Origin of the sequence: Microbispora hainanensis (assembly GCF_036186745.1) — a bacterium.
Lineage (GTDB): Bacteria > Actinomycetota > Actinomycetes > Streptosporangiales > Streptosporangiaceae > Microbispora.
Genome location: NZ_CP108086.1, coordinates 2,975,868 through 2,991,600, shown reverse-complemented (window position 1 = coordinate 2,991,600; position 15,733 = coordinate 2,975,868). Strand labels below are relative to the sequence as shown.

Below are 15,733 nucleotides of genomic sequence, written 5' to 3'. Positions count from 1 at the left end.
CGCTCCACCGGGAGCGTGGGGCGACGGCGTATAGGCGGGACTACGCCGTGCGGAGCTTCTCGTAGTAGGCGAGGCAGTCGGCGTAACCGGGAAGCAGGCCCCGCGACCGCGCCTCTGCGAGCGTGGGCGCGGCCTCGTCCTTCGGCGACAGGACAGGCTCAAGCCCCTCCGGCCACGCGATGCCGAGCTCGGGGTCGAGCGGGTGCACCCCGTGCTCCCGCCCGGGAGCGTACGGCTGGGAGCACATGTAGGCGACCGTGGCCTGCTCGCTGACCGCCATGAAGGCGTGCCCCAGCCCTTCGGAGAGGTAGACCCCCCGGCGGCTCACGTCGTCGAGCAGCACGTTCTCCCATCGCCCGAAGGCGGGCGAGCCGACCCTCAGATCGACGACGACGTCGAGGACGGCCCCGGCCATGCAGGTGACGTACTTGGCCTGACCCACCGGGACCTCCGCGAAGTGGACGCCGCGCAGCACCCCCCGGTGGGAGACCGAGAGGTTGGCCTGCGCGAGGTGGAACCGATGGCCGAGCACCCCGGCCAGGTCCTCCGCCCGGAACCACTCCAGGAACACCCCGCGGTCGTCCTGGTGGACGGTGGGAGTGAAGACGTAGGCGTCCGGGATCTGCATCGGTTCCATCGTGCGGCACCTCGCTGGATGTCGATCGGGCGGAAGGGAAGCGGAGGGAGGCGGAAGGCCCCGCCGTCGCCGGCGGGGCCTTCCCTTGGTTCATCTCAGGAGACGGTCACCGTCTGGGTGGTGACGTTCGTGCGGTTGTCGGCTCCGGTCACGGTCAGCGTGATCCGGTAGGTGCCCGGCTGGGCGTAGGTGTGCGAGGCGGTCTGGCCGGTCTCCACCACACCGTCGCCGTAGCTCCAGGTGTAGGTGGCGATGGGCGCCGAGCCTGCGGTGGACGCCGAGGCGTCCACCGCGCAGGTCAGCCCGGTGCAGCTGGGCGTGAACGCGGCGGTCGGCGCGGCGGCCGTGCTGGTCGCGACCAGGTCGTCCACCGTGACCAGGACCGGTGCGTTCGTCGCGGTCCCCGAGAGGAACGAGCCGAACCCGACCCCGCCGGCCGCCTGAAGGCCCGCCGTCGAGTCCGTCGCGCTCATCTGCCACTCCGCCGGCTCGTCGCCGGAGGCGGCCCAGACCTTCGCCCGGAGGGTCGTGGGCGACGTACCGACCACCTGCATCCGGATCTTGAGCACGGTTCCTGCGCTGTAACTGAGACCGGAGACGGTCTGCTCGGACGTCAGCAGGGTGGAGGTGTTGGCCGCGTCGGTGCGGCCGAGCGCCAGCGCGACCGTGCTCGGCGGGAGCAGCCGCACCCGGGTCAGGTACTCACCCTGGCCGCTGACGCTCCGGCCGATGCTCCAGAGGTAGATGCCGTTGCCCGTCCCGGGCTTGTCGGTGGTGACGGAGAACGTGGTGTCCGAGGTCGTGCTGGACACGCCGTTCAGGTACGCCCGCCGGTTCGCGCTGGTCGAGGGCAGCGTGATCTTCGCCGCGCTGCCGTCCACCGCGAAGGAGGAGGCCGCCCCGGAGAGCGAGTACGCCCCGCCGGAGTCGGCCGAGCCCAGCCCGCCGGAGACCGTACGGCCGAAGGCGTCCGCGGCCAGCCCCGCGGGCGGGTTCGCCGGCGGCTGCGCCGTGACCACGTCGGTGTGCGTCCCCGTCGCGTTCGCGTCGTCGGTGACGGTCAGCTTGACCGGGTAGTCGCCTGCCGCCGGGTAGGTGTGGGTCGCCGTCTTCCCGCTGCCCGTGGCGCCGTCGCCGAAGACCCAGGCGTACGAGGCGACGGAACCGTCGGCGTCGCTGGACGCACCGGCGTCGAAGGAGCACTCCAACTCGGTGCAGGTCGCGGTGAACGACGCGGTCGGGGGCTGGTTCGCCGGCCCGTTGCCCGAGCCCTTCTGCCAGTGCGTGGCGACCTGCGCGTCGGTGAGCACGCCGTCGTAGACGGCCACCTCGTCGATCCGGCCGTTGAAGTTGTTGCTGGTCGGCCGGGTCGGCCAGGAGTTGAGGCTGTCGCCGCCGACCCTCCAGTAGCCGGTGAAGCTCTCGGCGCCCGTCTGCGGGTTGGTGCCGACGAGGGCGCCGTCGACGTACAGCTTCATGCCGCCCGAGCCCTGGGTCGCCACCATGTGGTGCCACTGGCCGTCGTTGTAGGAGGAGGTCGTGGTGATCACATTGAGGGTGCCGGTGTAGGTGCCGAAGACGAGCTTGCCGTCGTTCGTCATGTAGACGTGGCGGTCGTAGTTGGAGCTGGTCCCGGTGGCGGAGCTGCCCAGTCCGATCAGCTTGCCGCCGCTGGTCGTGGTCGTCTTGAACCACAGTTCCTCGGAGTAGTTCGTCGGGTTGGCGAAGGTCGTCGCCGAGGCGACCCCGCCGTTGGCGAACGCCACCGCCTTGTCCGACGTGTCGATGATCGCGCCGGCCTGGCCGTAGGTGACGCCGCTCGCGGTGTAGTTGCCCGCGATGCCGCCCTTGCCCGAGTCGGCGGCCACCGTGCCGCTCGCCTCGTTCAGCCGCCAGTAGAGCGTGGGCCCGTCACCGTAGACGGCCTTGCCGTACGCGTCCGAGGGGGCGGGCGGGATGGGGCTGGTCCTGCCGCTGGCCACGTAGTGGTCGATGACCTCGTCCTGCGACAGGGCCGACGGGTAGATCGCGACCTCGTCGATGTCGCCGTTGAGGTAGGAGCTCGTCGGCTGGTTCGGCCATCCGCTGAGGTTGTCCCCGCCGATGCGCCAGTATCCGTTGTACTGCTGCGCGCTGGTGGTGGCGGCGGACTGGGCGACCCTGCGGCCGTCGACGTACAGGGTCATGCCGGCGGTCTCGCTGAGGCTGGCCGCGATGTGGTGCCACTTGCCGTCGTTGAAGCCCGGGGCCGAGTTCACGGTGCGGACGGCGCCGGGGTAGACGCCGAAAAAGATCCGGCCCGCGTTGTCCATGTAGACGTGCCGGTCGTAGCTGCCGCTGTTGCCGGTGGCCGCGCTGCCATAACCGACGATCTTGCCGCCCCTGTTCGTGGTCGTCTTCACCCACGCCTCGGCGGTGAAGCTCGCAGTCGCGGGGATCTGCGACTGGGTGACGGCGAACCCGCTCGAGGTGCCGTCGAAGTGGGAGGCCGCGTCGGAGTCGCCGACGCCACCGGTCGCGCCGTGCGTCACACCGCTGTTCTCGGTGACGTCGTTGAACGCCGCGTAGTCGTACGCGGTGGTGCCGCTGGTCTCACCGAGCCGCCAGAAGCTCGCCGGGCTGTCCGCGAGCACGGCCTCGGAGTAGTCGCTGGACGATCCCGTGCTCGCGATGGTGACGGGGTCGGAGGTGGCGCTGCCGACCGAGTTGCCCTGCGGGTCCTTCACCCGCACGCGGTAGGTGTGCGTGGAGCCCGGGGCGAGGCCGGTGTCCTTGAAGCCGAGCGCGGGCAGCGTCCAGAAGTTCGACTTGGCGGTGACGGTGCCGACCGGCGTGCTGTTCCCGTCCCGCAGGACTTCGTAGGTCAGCTTCTCGTTGTCCTGGTCCCAGGTCGCCTTCCAGCTCACCCTGGCCGTGCCCGACTGGAAGGAGATCGCGGTCGGGGTGAGGTCGGGGCCGGGGATCGGCGCGGCCTTCTTCGGCGCGATCGACTTGACCGCGAACCGGGTGAGGCCCTGCTGGGGGTTGCCGTTGACGTTGGTGAACTCGCCGCCGATGGCCACGTACTGGGAGTTGCCGGTGACCGACCAGCCGCCCTGGTACATGCCCGTGTAGCTGCCGGCGTTGAGCGAGGGGAACCAGTGGAGCAGGCCCGGCACGGGCTGGCCGCTGTAGTTGCTGTTCGAGCCCGGTGGGGCGTGGTCGGTGCCGACGGGGTAGGTCGTCTCGGCCAGCGCCCGGTGCCACGTCGTCGGGCTGGTCTCGGGGAACGCGCCGAGGGAGCTGCAGTCGTGCGCGTGGCCGACGCTGTAGAGCACCTGGCCGGTCACGAAGACCCCGTAGGTGGCCCCGTAGCAGTTGTCGAGCCAGACGAGGTCACCAGTGTAGGGGTCGGCCGCCCAGCGTCCGTCGAACCAATGGCCGCCCTCGCCGTCGTTGGCGCCGTACACCAGCGTGCCGTCCGTCACGAGGTCGTCGACGTAGGAGAACCTGTTGCTGTCGAGGCGTGTGGGGGTGGGCCGGCTGCTCCACGGCAGCGAGGCGCCGGTGACCGGGTCGACGGCGGTGATGCCGACCCGCGCCTCCCCGTTGAAGTTCTGGAACTTGCCGCCCACGATCACCCGGCTCTGGTCCGGGGCCATCAGCAGGGCGCGGATCTCGTCGTCCGGATCGATCTCCCACGACTGCAGGGCGCCGTTGCTCCGCGCCAGCGCCGCGGCGCGGTTGCGCGAGTAGCCGTTGACGTTGAAGAAGTTGCCGCCGGCGTAGACGGTGCTGTTCGAGACCGTGATCGCCCACACGGTGTTGGAGACCGACGCGTTGAAGGCCGTGTCGACCGCTCCCGTGGCGGTGTTGAAGGCGACGATGTGGTTGCGGGTCGCCCCGTCCACCGTGGTGAAGTCGCCGCCGACGTAGATGCGCGAGCCGTCCGGGGAGGCCGCGATCGAGCGGGCCTGCGCGTTCAGGGTGTGGGTGAACGGCAGCAGGTTCCCGGTCGTGATGTCGTAGGCGAGGATGTTGGCGCGGTTGACCTCTTGCGGGTCGCCGGGACTCGTGCCGGGCGGCCGGGCCTTCGAGAAGCTGCCTACGGCGTAGACCGTGTTGCCGACCGTGGCCTGCTTCCACACGACGCCGTTGATCTGCCACGTGGGCAGCGCGTCGGCCGTCACGGTCTCGGGTACGCCGGGTTCGGGGTCGATATCGGCCGCGGCGACCCCGCTCTGGGCGAGGCCGAATCCGGCGACGATGAGGAGTGCGAGCGCAGAGCGCTTTAACAGGGGTAATTTGGTGCGCACTTATACCTACTTCGTCCCGTGCGCCCTTATGGGCTGCGTTACGAAATAGATCGTAATGGAACGGTCTAATTACACCCGCCAGATCATTACCTTATTGGTTCCAATGCGATCACGATTGGGTCTAGTACCGCGCGAGGAGCCCTAGGACGGGGCTCCGGGAACGTCGCGCGCGCCCGACTGGGCGCCCAGCCAGCCTGCGACATCAGACGGGAGCGGGGCGCCGGCAGGAAGACCGGATTGGGCGTTTTCCGCCGGAACCTCACGACCGTGACGTTCTATTTGCGCCTGTTCCTGAATTCCGTTCAGCTTCATGTAAGTCCCGCCGCCCCGTGAGCGATCCGCCCACTTGACGAGCGCCCCGTGGTCGTCGCTTCTGCGGATATAGGCGTTGTAGTCCAGCGTGGCCATCTGCTCGGCCGTACGCCTGCCGGTGAGGTCCTGCACCGAGATCTGCGGCCCGCTGCCGCCTCCCTGGAGCAGGTTGTTGCGCACCTCGACCCCGGAGACGTTCCACGGCATCTTCGGGTCGGCCTGCTCCCGCGCGCCGTCGACGATGTTGATCTGCGACTCGCCGTTGCGCAGCGCCGTGTTGTTCCACAGCCGGACGTCGCTCGACTCGTTGACGTACAGCCCGTTCTTGCCGTTGTCGGCCACGAGGTTTCCCACGATGAGCGCACGCGCCGAGATCTCGAAGTCGATGCCGTGCCCGGCGTTCAACCAGGCGAGGTTGCGGGCGATCACGGCATCGGACACGGACTCGTCGAGCCACAGGCCCGGCCCGTGGTTGCGCTGGGCGCGGTTGCCCGTGAGCTGGAGCCCCGTCGACTTGGTCATCTTCATGCCGCCGGAGACGGGAGCCTGCTCGAAGCGCTCCCAGTTGTTGCCCTCCATCAGGTTGCCGGTCACGACGGCCCCGTTCGTGCGGTGCGCGTGCAGCCCGAGCTGCCCGTTGCGCAGCATCGCGTTGTGCCGCACGACGATCCGGTCGCCCAGGATGCTGAGCCCGGCGACCGCGGTGTCGGCGAAGACGTCGTTCTCGAACGTCATGTCGTTCCCGTATCCCTTCACCGCGCCCATCCGCTTCAGCGGCGTGGCGTAGCGGCGGAACCCGATGCCGAGAACGGAGGAGCCGTGGGCCAGGTTGAGGTAGAGCGCCTCCGCGAGAGTGCTGGCGCGCACCTCGTGCCCGGTCGGATCGGACCCGAGATAGAGCCTGCCGGTGTCGTAGTCGACGGCGAAGGTGCCGGGGGTGACCTTGTCCCGGTCGGCCACCTGCCTCTGCTGCTGACCGTCGACGAACACCTGGTCGGGCCAGTTGGCCACCGGGTTCTCCGGACCGACCATGTGCCAGGCCGGGCCGCCCCCCGCCGTCGGATCGGTGTTGTCGAAACGGACGGTCCAGCCGTCCCTGCGCCAGACGGACCCGTCGCGCACCCAGCCGTACACCGGCTCGGAGCCGTCGAACCACACCGCCTCGTGCGGGTACGCCTGCAGCGTCAGCCGCTTGCCGTACACCTCGACGGACTCGTGGTACACGCCGCCGCGGAGCACGATGACCGCTCCGGCGGGGGCCATCCGCACCGCCCTGCCCACCGTGCGCCACGGTGTGGCCTCGGACCCCGCGGCGGCGTCGTCGCCCCACGGCGCCACGAAGTACGCCCCCGGGGGCACGGTGTAGTTCGTGGTTCCGATGGTGAGCGGCCCGGCCGTACGCCAGTCGGTGACCGCCGCGTCGGCCGTCTTGTGGTTCCAGACCACGACGGCGGTGCCGACGAACGCCAGCATCGCCAGACCGGCGGCACCGGCCTTCCTCTTGAGGTACGGAGTTCTCATCTGACCACCTCGGGCGACGCCGCGTCTGGCGGCGGTTCGGGAGCGTTCGTCGCGCCGCCGGCCACGGAACGCGTCTCGTCCGCCGCCGGTTGACGCGCCAGAATGATCGTCCATGCGATGACGACGAAGAGCCACACCGAGTCGACGTTGGCCGGGGCCGCCACGGTCTCCGTGGTGATGCCGTCCACGGCGAAGAACACCATCAGCCCGAGCAGCATGGCGGCCTCCGTACGGATGTGCCGCAGCCGGGTCAGCGTCACGAGGCGAACCATCAGCGCCAGGGCCAGCATGCAGAAGAGGACCAGGCCGACCACCCCGCCCTCGACCAGGACGTTGACGAACGCGTTGTGGCCGCCCCCCAGTCCCATCTCGTCGAGGAAGAGCCCCCGGGTCGACGACAGGCCGTTCCCGAAGAAGGGCTCCGTCTCGAAGGCCCGCAGGGCGAACGTCCACAGGTCGGTGCGAGCGTTGAGGGTCTCCAGCTGCTCGACGGTCTCCCCACGGGTGGCGAACCCGACCAGCCGATCGGTGAAGGCCAGTCCGGCCACGATGGCCGCGGGGACCGCGATCATCAGGAACATCACCCGGCCGCGGGTGCCGCGGGCCAGCCAGCACATCACCGCCAGCCCGGCCAGGCAGCCGCCGGCCGCTCCTCTGGTGCCGGTGCCGATGAGAGCGGCGACCAGGATCGCGGCCGCGACCAGGTAGGCGGACAGGGGCCAGCTTCGCGGCGGCCCCCCGGGCAGCACGAACCCGGCGATGAGCAGGATGGCGATGCCGAGGAAGATGCCCGCGGTGACGGGATGGACGTAGAGCCAGTTGAAACGGTCCGCGGTCAGCGGCGTACGCGGAAAGGGCATGGCGACGCCGATACCGACGGAGACCACGACGAGCACGATGAACGCGTGGGCCAACCGCCACAGATCCTCTCGGTCCGCCCAGCTGATCATGACCTGGCAGACCGCGGCGATGATGAGCAACTGGACGGCGCGTACCGCGGCGAAGGCGGGAAACGGGGTCCAGAGCACGCTCAGCGCCGAGTAGGCGGTCCATCCCCAGGTGAGCAGCCGGATGGAGGAGGGCCGCCGTCGCGGGGCGCCGATGCCGAACCGGCGGTAGAGGTAGAGGGCGACCACCCCGTAGACGCCGACCTCCAGCAGGATCGTCGCGTCGACACCCCCGCCGATCGACTCACTGGCCGCGCGAGAGCGCAGTTTGTACTCGCTTGCGAGGATGAGTGCGATAGGTATGAGGACGGGCCACCAATGATGGTATTTATGGCGATGACGAGCCCTAATCATGCAGACTCTCCTCGCCCTGAGCCGACCTCCAGGTATGCACCCGAATAGGTCGACATTCTAGGCAGGCGGCCGCCACACATCAAGGAGAACCGAAAGTATGAGCGTGCGGGACCTGTTACCGGAGTCCGTCCTCGGAATCGGACGCAGTGCGTTCAGAGCGTATGGAATGGCGACGGCGCGGGCGAGGAAAGACCCCGACTTCCTTCTCATCGGCGCCAAGCGAGGAGGGTCCACGTCACTCTACTACGCGCTCCTGGAGCACCCGGGGATCATCCCCCTTTTTCCCAGCGCCGACCTGCTCCCCAAGGCGAACCATACAAAAGGGGTGCACTTTTTCGACAGCAACTACGAACGCGGCATGCGGTGGTACCGGTCGCACCTGCCCAGCCAGGCGGCCCGCGGGCGCGCCGCGCGGCGGAGCGGGATGCCGGTGCTGACGGGCGAGGCTTCGCCGTACTACCTTTATCACCCGCTGGCGGCCCAGCGCGCGGGCCGGGACGTGCCGGATGCCCGCATCCTTCTGATCCTGCGTGACCCGGTCGAGCGCACGTTCTCGCACTATCGGGAGCGAGTGCGCAACGGCGCCGAGCATTTGTCGTTCGAAGAGGCGCTGGACGCGGAAGCGGAGCGGACCGCGGGCGAGGAGGAGCGCCTCCTCAAGGATCCGGGTTATCGGAGCTACGCCCACGAGCAGCAGTCCTACGTGGCTCAGAGCGAATACGAGAAGGCGCTGCGGCGATGGTTCGACCACTTCCCCGCGGACAGGTTCCACGTGACCAGCAGCGAAGAGTTCTACCGGGACCCCCAGCGCGTCTGTGACGAGGCGGCCGCGTTTCTCGGCCTGCCGCCCGCCCCGCTGGCGCGGGCCGGGAAAGTATGGAACTCCGCCCCCAAAGCGGAAATCTCCGCGTCGACCAAGCGCCGCCTGATCGAGCATTTCGCCCCGCACAACGCCGCGCTGGAGAAACTGGTCGGCCGCTCGTTCCCGGACTGGGCGGCTCCCTGAACCGTGAACCACGGGGAGCTCTAACCGGCCAGCTCCCGCAGGATCCGCAGGAGCCGCTGAGCGAGATCGGGGTCATCCGTCGTTCGGCGGCTCACCACGTCGTGCCAGTAGACAGCGGCCTCGCCGTAGGTTCGCCCGGGAGGCGGACCCCCGTAGACGGCCTGACGGGTGGCCAGGAAGTAGGCCTCGTCGGCCTCCGGCGGGCCGTATCCCGCGTCCTCCCAGTCGATCAGCCACGGCGTGGGAGTACGGGTGCGCCGCAGGTTCCAAGGAGTCAGGTCGCCGTGCATCGGCCGCCAGTGCCCCGGCGTGTGGGACGGCCGGGGCAGCTCGCCCTCGAGACCGGAACTGATCCGCTCGGTCAGTCGCGCGATGTCGACGTTTCGTGCCGGGCGCGCGGGCACCGGTTCCATGGGCGACAACAGCAGCCAGTGCAGCCCCTGCGCGGCACCGCTGCCGAGCACCCGGGGCACGCGGAACAGCACCTGATCCTCGGCCGCGAGCGCCGCCAGGGCGACGGCCTCCCGTTCGAGCTCCGCCGGTGACTGCCGGATCTTGAGAAACCCCAGCGGCCGTCCGGCGCGGAGCAGCAGCAACGCGGCGCCGTCCGCCCGGGACGCCTGCGGGCGCACGTAGCCGGCGAGGCTGTCCCAGGGCCCGACGACGTCCGCCGCCTGCTCGCCCACCGCCTTCCACGCCTCCTCGGCGACGGGTGGGGACCATGGCCTGCGGCGGCCAGGCAACAACAGCGGACCCGCCGCCCGGACCGCGGCGAAGAGCGCGAACTGCAGCGCGAGCGGCAACGGTTTCGAGAACGTCAGCAGCGAGAGACCGGCGGCGGCCGACCGGCTCCCGCGCGCCGGGATCCAGACGTTTCCCCGGCCCGGCGGGTAGGCCAGATAACGCTCAGACATCGGTCCACCGGGACACGGGCGGCGGCGTGGCGCCCGGCACAGGCTGTCGCGTGACGTCCATGTCACACCCTCCGATTCTCCGCACGCACCACGAAGATCAGCGCGGCCGTCAGGACGACCACCGCCATGCCGAGTCCCAGCGTCACCGGCATGGACGGCATGGACCTCGCGTCCGCTTCCGGTGCCGAGTCGGAGACGTCACGCAGCCGGGGCTGCTGCGGCACCAGGGCCGTGGGCAGGTTCATCCGCCACACCGGCGATTTGACTCCCTCGCTGGAGATCAGCAGGGACTTTCCGTCGGGCGTCAGCGCGACTCCCTCGCCCTGCTTCTGCTGAGGGAGGTTGAGCAGCATCGTCTCGTTGCCGTTCACCGCGTCCCAGACCCGCGCCTTGTTGTAGCTACGCAAGATCATGTGGCCGCTCGCCGCCATCACGCCGTCGCTGACCACGTAGGGCAGCGTCCGCACCAGCGTCATGGGGTTGGGGCCGGTCTCGGAGAGCTCGGCGGGAGCTCGATAGACGGCGCCGCCCTTCGGGCTCTTGGTCACCACGTAGAGCTCCGCCGTACGCGGGTCGACCAGCAGCGTCTCCGCGTCGTGCGCGCCGTCGGGATAGGTCAGGCGGTAGCCGGTGGCCTTAACCGACGCGTCCGCGAGCCTGGTCGGCTCCACCAGCCGGTAGACGACGACCTCGGAGCGAGGGGTGGCGTTGCCGCCGGTGTCTCCGACGTACAGGTAGGCCGTACCGTCCGGGGCGGACATGCCCCCCATCGCCTCGGGGTCGATCGCCGTGACGTTCCCCGCGGTCAGCACGGCTCTGGTGCGGCCGTCGGGCCCCACGGCGAACAGCCGGAGCGGGCCCTCCCTGTCGTTGAACGTCCACACCACTCCGGGGTTGACCCGGCTCGCGAAAAGCCCGCTGGACTGGTCGATCCGCTCGTCGGCCAGGTCGAAGGCACGCGTCCACAGCGACGTGGGCAGCGCGGACGGCTGAGGCAGCGGCTCGCGCGCGTTCGCGGCCACCGGCATCGCGATCCCGATCCCGGTCAGCAGAAGAGCGCTAAGAATCAGCTTGCGCCACACGGCTCATCCTCTCCGTGGGCAGAGCGGCCCCCTGATCCCGCACTACACGCAGTCGCATGACAAGGATCACAGATGTCACAACGCCCCCTATGCCAATACAAAACGGAGCAAGCTTCACCAGATCGGGCCGCGCGCCCAGCATCGCCAGGAGCAGGCCGACGCCGATCACGGACTCGCCCAGCCGGACCGCGAACACCAGCCGGGAGTGCCGGTACGCGGTGGCGAGCATGCTGACCGGCAGCGTCGCGGCGATGCTCACCGAGTAGGCCGCCCATGCCGCCACCGTGATCGGGTCGAGCGGGAAGTTGCCTCCGGTCACGAACGGCTCCAGCGGCTTCGTCAGCAGAGTCGCGATCGTACCGGCGACGGCGGTGACGGCGGTGAGCGCGATCGAGGCGGTCAGCGCAAGGCGAGGCCGCAGCGGCAGGCCGGCCTGCCGATGCCGCACCATCCGCGGCAGGAGAAACGCACCCACACCGTAGACCAACGTGAGTGCCGGCGACAGCAGCAGGCGAGCGCCTTCGTTGGCGGCGAGCGCCGCGCTGGAGACCATGGCGACGATGGCGACCCGGGTCACCATCAGGGTCAGCGGGCGCAAAGCCGCCTGCGCGACCCTCCAGGTGGCGAACGGAACGATCCGCTGCAGATCGGCTTCCCGCAGACGCGGCCAGCGGAGTTCGTCCCGAGGCAGCCCGATGACCGCGTGCACGACTCCTGCCAGGGATCCGGCGCACATCGCGACCAGCATCGTCTCCAAGCTCAGCGCGTGCGCGAGCCAGAAGCCGCTCAGCGTCGCGAAGGCGACGACGAAGTCCACCACCGTGTTCGTGGCCAACCGGCCGAACTCCAGGCGCGCGGAGAGCAGCCGGCGCACGGTGTCCTCCAGCAGCCAGAGGAGGACGAGCCCGCCGAACAGCAGGGCGCCCGGCCCGGCCGCCGCGCGCAGCACGATCGCCAGGATCACGCTCGCGACGGCGCCCAGTGCCAGTGACGTCACCAGCGAGGCGGCGATGGCGGCCCGGACAGGCGACTCGAAGCGATCCAGAACGGTCAGCGAGTCGCCCACCCAGGAGGTGTGCAATGTGGTGATCAGTACGAGCGTGGTGCTCAGGAACGTGAAGGCGGCGAACCCCGTGGCGCCGAGTTCCCTGGCCGCGACGAGCTGGAGCAGCAGGCTGCTCAGCGCGGTCACGAACTGAGCGACGACCGATCCACCCGCGGAGGCGACGACCTTGCGTACCCGTCCGGCGAGACCCGGCACCCGTCAGTCCTCGGCCATGACTCGCCCCGCCACCAGGTCCAGGCACAGCCGTTCGTAACGGGCCGCGACATCGTCCCAGGTGTACAAGGTGCGAGCCCGTTCCCGGGCGGCCGCGCCGCGGGCGACCTCCTGGTCGCGCCGTTTCTCCGCCGACTCCAGCGTCTTGGCCAGCGCTTCGGCGTCGGCGAAGAACGCTCCGGTGTCGTCCAGCACCTCACGATTGAAGACCACGTCATAGGCGATGACCGGGGCGCCCGCGCCCATGGCACGCAGCAGGGAGGGATTGGTGCCTCCCACCGAGTGGCCGTGCAGGTAGGAGGAGCAGCCGGCGTAGAGCGCGTCGAGCAGCCTCTGGTCCCAGACCCCGCCCACGAGGCGGACGCGCGGATCCTTCTCCGCCAAGCTCTCGATCTTCCGCGTGTACTCGGCGGCGTAGGGGGCCGAACCGACGACGATCAGCGGGTGCTCCGCCGCGCTGCGGGTGTAGCCCTCGACGATGAGGTCCACGTGGTTCTCCGGTTCGAACCGGGCCACCACGAGGTGGTATCGCCCGGGTTCGTAACCCGCCTCCCTGAGGATCTCCTCGTCGCTCCGCTCCTGGATCGGAGCGCCGTACGGGATCATCACGCTCGGCGCTTTGTAACGTTCCCAGTAGTAGTCCTGGATCGCCCTGGCGTCCGCGATGATCGCCTGGGACCAGCGCACCGAGAGCCGTTCCGCGAGGAGGTAGTACTTGCGACCGGCGCCGTTCCACTTGGCGCGCTTCCACTCCAGGCCGTCGACGTGCGTGGCCACCGGGATGCGGGCCGCGCGCACGAGGGGCAGCAGCGGCGCGTTCGCGGCGTTGAAGACCAGCGCCACGTCGGTGCGCCTGCCGAGCAGGTGCCCGACCGAAAGGGCGGTGTGGCTCAGCGTCTCCAGCACCTTGTGACGGACCGCGGGCAGGTGCACGAGTCGCATTCCCTGGTACTCCCGCATCCGGGTTTCTCCGGAGCGGCAGTAGACGCGCACCTCGTGCCCTGCCTGCACCAGGCGCCGGCCGATCTCCTCGACGGCGGTCTCGAATCCGCCGTAACGTGCGGGAACCCCTCTCGTGCCGATCATCGCGATCTGCAACCGGCCCTCCAAGGAGATCTGGCGTCGAAGTGATGACAGAATGAAAAATCAGGAGAACGATACCTTAGGCTGCGGAAACTTCGACATGAAACGCGTGGTAATCGCCCATCCATCGCCTGATTTATACGGGTCTGACCGGATGGTCCTAGAGTCTGTGCGAGCGGTAGCGAATACGCATCGTGTCCTATTTATCCTTCCAGCGGACGGCCCGCTCGCGGATCGCCTGAAGGAGGTGGGCGCCGAGATCATGATCATGCCGACGCCCGTGCTCCGCAAGTCCCTGCTCTCCCCCTCCGGCCTGCTCGCGCTCGCGTGGCGGACGCTCACGGTCCTGCCGCGGATGGTCGCGCTGCTCAGGCGGCAACGCCCGACCGCTCTCTATGTCAACACGATCACGATTCCGCTGTGGATCGTCGCCGGGCGCCTGGCTCGCGTTCGCGTCGTCTGCCATGCCCACGAGGCCGAGCAGTACCTGCCGTCGTTGATGCGGCGTCTCCTCACGGCCCCCGTACGGCTCGCGCATCACGTGGTCGCCAACAGCGACGTCTGCCTCCGGACCCTGGTCGGCGCGGGGGTGTCCCGTGACCGCGTGAGCGTCGTCTACAACGGCGTGCCCGACCACGACGAGGTGAAGCCTCCTCGCGAGGCGCCTCAGGGAAGACTGGTGGTGGTCGGCAGGCTGTCGCCGCGCAAGGGCTGCGACGTGGCCGTCCGGGCCGTCGCACTGCTGCGTGCGCGCGGGCGCGACGTGACGCTCACGCTCGTCGGCTCGGTCTTCCCCGGCTACGAATGGTTCGAGGAACAACTGCGCGACCTGGCCGACGACGGGGTGGTCTTCGCCGGATTCCAGGACCCCGTCACCCCCTTCGTGGACGACGCCGACATCGTGCTGGTGCCGTCGTACGGGGAGTCGTTCGGCAACGTCGCGGTCGAGGCGATGCTGGCCGAACGTCCCGTGGTCGCCAGCGACGTGCAGGGCCTCGACGAGATCATTCAGACCGGCCGCACCGGCCTCCTCATCCCGCCGGGCGATCCCCAGGCGCTCGCCGCGGCGGTCGAATCCCTGCTCGATGATTGGCCGCACGCGCTGGACCTGGCGAGAAGCGGCAGGAATGCCGCATGTGAACGTTTCGCCATTGCGCGTTATCACAGCGACATCGTCCGCGTCCTTTCAGCGCCGATAGCGTCAGCATAAACTGCATGAGGATCAGAAACGGGGAGGAAAAGGGACGGTGGCAACCGACGACGTGGAGGAAACCCTGGCCGATGTCGGACTCCTCGAGGCGGTATGGCGCTACCGCTGGTCCTCTTTCCTCATCATCCTTCTGTCCGGGGTGATCGCGGCGGGGGCCACCCTGCTGGTTCTGACGAACGTCACGGCCACCGCCCGCTTCGCAGTCACCGACCCGCGGAGCACCTCGTTCCTGCGGCAGGGCGTCTCCTCCGACAGCAGCTACATCGCCTACACCGCTCAGCGGGCGGCGTTCGCCCAGTCGGAGAAGGTCTTCAAGAAGGCGCAGGAGATCCTCACGGCCCAGTACGCGCTCAAGGTCGATCTCGAGACCCTGCGCGAATCCGTCCAGGCGTCTCCCGGCACGAGCGGCGGCATCATCGAGGTGCAGGCGTCGGCGCGCACGGACCGGGTCGCCGCGAACATCGCCAACTCGGTGGTCGCGGCCTACCAGACCCTCACCGCCGAGTCCGCCAAGGCGGATCAGGCCAAGCTGCTCAAGAGCATCAAGGCGACCGAGACCCAGATCCGGGACAGTCTCAAGTCCGCGCCCGCGGGAAGCGCCCTCGCGACCTCCCTCACGGAGGTCCTCGTCCAGCTCCGGCTGAAGGAGAGCGACGCCCAGATCGACCTGGCCACCTACAACGACGGAACGCGCTTCATCGACCAGGCCAACCCGTTGCGCATCTCGCCGAGCAAGCTGCCGAAGAACGTGGCGATCGGGCTGGCGCTCGGCGTGCTCATCGCCGTGGTGGTGTCGTTCCTCCGGGCCACCAACCCCATCGCGGGCGTCCGCCGCGTGACCACGGGCCTCGGCCAGCGCAAGCGCCGGCGGGTCGTGCTGGCCAAGGCCCAGCCGGTACGGCGCCTCAGGCCCGAGGAGGATGAGCCCGCGCTTCAGGCGCCCGCCACTGTGCCGGCCGCCCAGAGCCTCCCGGCCGAGGACGAGGACAGCACGGCGGTCTACGACCGGAACGCCCTGCTGAACTACAACGTGGACGACGAGGAGCTGCGGGTCGTCGACATCGGCAGAGAGGCGCCGCGTTCGGCCCGGTGA

At 69.4% G+C, this 15,733-nt stretch carries 11 protein-coding genes; 3 read left to right on the top strand and 8 right to left on the bottom strand.

The window, feature by feature from the left end; all coding sequences use genetic code 11:
* Window positions 1–40: 40 nt before the first annotated feature.
* From rfbC to OHB01_RS14050, 4 genes are all read right to left on the bottom strand, one after another.
* Window positions 41–637: a dTDP-4-dehydrorhamnose 3,5-epimerase gene (rfbC, locus tag OHB01_RS14065; protein ID WP_142648051.1), complete on the bottom strand. Its 597-nt coding sequence runs from the start codon at window positions 635–637 to the stop codon at window positions 41–43.
* Window positions 638–732: 95 nt separating this feature from the next.
* Window positions 733–4,932 carry a LamG-like jellyroll fold domain-containing protein gene (locus OHB01_RS14060; protein WP_168065964.1) on the bottom strand — a complete coding sequence of 1,400 codons (4,200 nt, stop codon included), beginning with the start codon at window positions 4,930–4,932 and terminating at the stop codon, window positions 733–735.
* Between the two features lie 141 nt (window positions 4,933–5,073).
* The gene (locus tag OHB01_RS14055; RefSeq protein WP_168065962.1) at window positions 5,074–6,765 is read right to left on the bottom strand and encodes a right-handed parallel beta-helix repeat-containing protein; all 1,692 of its coding nucleotides are present in this window, start codon (window positions 6,763–6,765) and stop codon (window positions 5,074–5,076) included.
* A complete protein-coding gene (locus OHB01_RS14050) occupies window positions 6,762–8,066 on the bottom strand; it encodes an O-antigen ligase family protein (protein ID WP_142648049.1) in 1,305 nt (434 codons plus the stop codon). The genes OHB01_RS14055 and OHB01_RS14050 overlap by 4 nt, the downstream gene beginning before the upstream one ends.
* A gap of 97 nt (window positions 8,067–8,163) precedes the next feature.
* On the opposite strand from OHB01_RS14050, the gene OHB01_RS14045 reads away from it, so the two are divergent.
* The gene (locus OHB01_RS14045; RefSeq protein ID WP_142648048.1) at window positions 8,164–9,072 is read left to right on the top strand and encodes a sulfotransferase; all 909 of its coding nucleotides are present in this window, start codon (window positions 8,164–8,166) and stop codon (window positions 9,070–9,072) included.
* A gap of 20 nt (window positions 9,073–9,092) precedes the next feature.
* On the opposite strand, the gene OHB01_RS14040 is transcribed toward OHB01_RS14045, so the two are convergent.
* From OHB01_RS14040 to OHB01_RS14025, 4 genes are all read right to left on the bottom strand, one after another.
* On the bottom strand, window positions 9,093–9,986 hold the full coding sequence (locus OHB01_RS14040) for a phosphotransferase family protein (RefSeq protein WP_142648047.1): 894 nt from the start codon (window positions 9,984–9,986) through the stop codon (window positions 9,093–9,095).
* 62 nt (window positions 9,987–10,048) lie between these two features.
* A complete protein-coding gene (locus tag OHB01_RS14035; protein ID WP_328855489.1) occupies window positions 10,049–11,068 on the bottom strand; it encodes a hypothetical protein in 1,020 nt (339 codons plus the stop codon).
* On the bottom strand, window positions 11,046–12,329 hold the full coding sequence (locus OHB01_RS14030) for a hypothetical protein (RefSeq protein ID WP_328855488.1): 1,284 nt from the start codon (window positions 12,327–12,329) through the stop codon (window positions 11,046–11,048). Before OHB01_RS14030 ends, OHB01_RS14035 begins: the two co-directional genes overlap by 23 nt.
* A 3-nt stretch (window positions 12,330–12,332) precedes the next feature.
* Window positions 12,333–13,445, bottom strand: a complete 1,113-nt coding sequence (locus OHB01_RS14025; RefSeq protein ID WP_328855487.1) for a DUF1972 domain-containing protein — start codon at window positions 13,443–13,445, stop codon at window positions 12,333–12,335.
* Between the two features lie 40 nt (window positions 13,446–13,485).
* On the opposite strand from OHB01_RS14025, the gene OHB01_RS14020 reads away from it, so the two are divergent.
* Window positions 13,486–14,640 (top strand): glycosyltransferase family 4 protein, encoded by a 1,155-nt coding sequence (locus OHB01_RS14020; protein WP_328855849.1) that lies wholly within the window; start codon window positions 13,486–13,488, stop codon window positions 14,638–14,640.
* A gap of 37 nt (window positions 14,641–14,677) precedes the next feature.
* Window positions 14,678–15,733, top strand: coding sequence for a hypothetical protein (locus OHB01_RS14015; RefSeq protein WP_328855486.1), 1,056 nt, complete (start codon window positions 14,678–14,680; stop codon window positions 15,731–15,733).

What these genes read in the sequence shown, in the direction of transcription:
- OHB01_RS14050 (WP_142648049.1), bottom strand. Translation starts at nt 8,066, where the DNA reads ATGATTAGGGCTCGTCATCGCCATAAATACCATCATTGGTGGCCCGTC.
- OHB01_RS14040 (WP_142648047.1), bottom strand. Translation starts at nt 9,986, where the DNA reads ATGTCTGAGCGTTATCTGGCCTACCCGCCGGGCCGGGGAAACGTCTGG.
- OHB01_RS14020 (WP_328855849.1), top strand. Translation starts at nt 13,486, where the DNA reads ATGAAAAATCAGGAGAACGATACCTTAGGCTGCGGAAACTTCGACATG.
- OHB01_RS14045 (WP_142648048.1), top strand. Translation starts at nt 8,164, where the DNA reads ATGAGCGTGCGGGACCTGTTACCGGAGTCCGTCCTCGGAATCGGACGC.
- OHB01_RS14055 (WP_168065962.1), bottom strand. Translation starts at nt 6,765, where the DNA reads ATGAGAACTCCGTACCTCAAGAGGAAGGCCGGTGCCGCCGGTCTGGCG.
- rfbC (WP_142648051.1), bottom strand. Translation starts at nt 637, where the DNA reads ATGGAACCGATGCAGATCCCGGACGCCTACGTCTTCACTCCCACCGTC.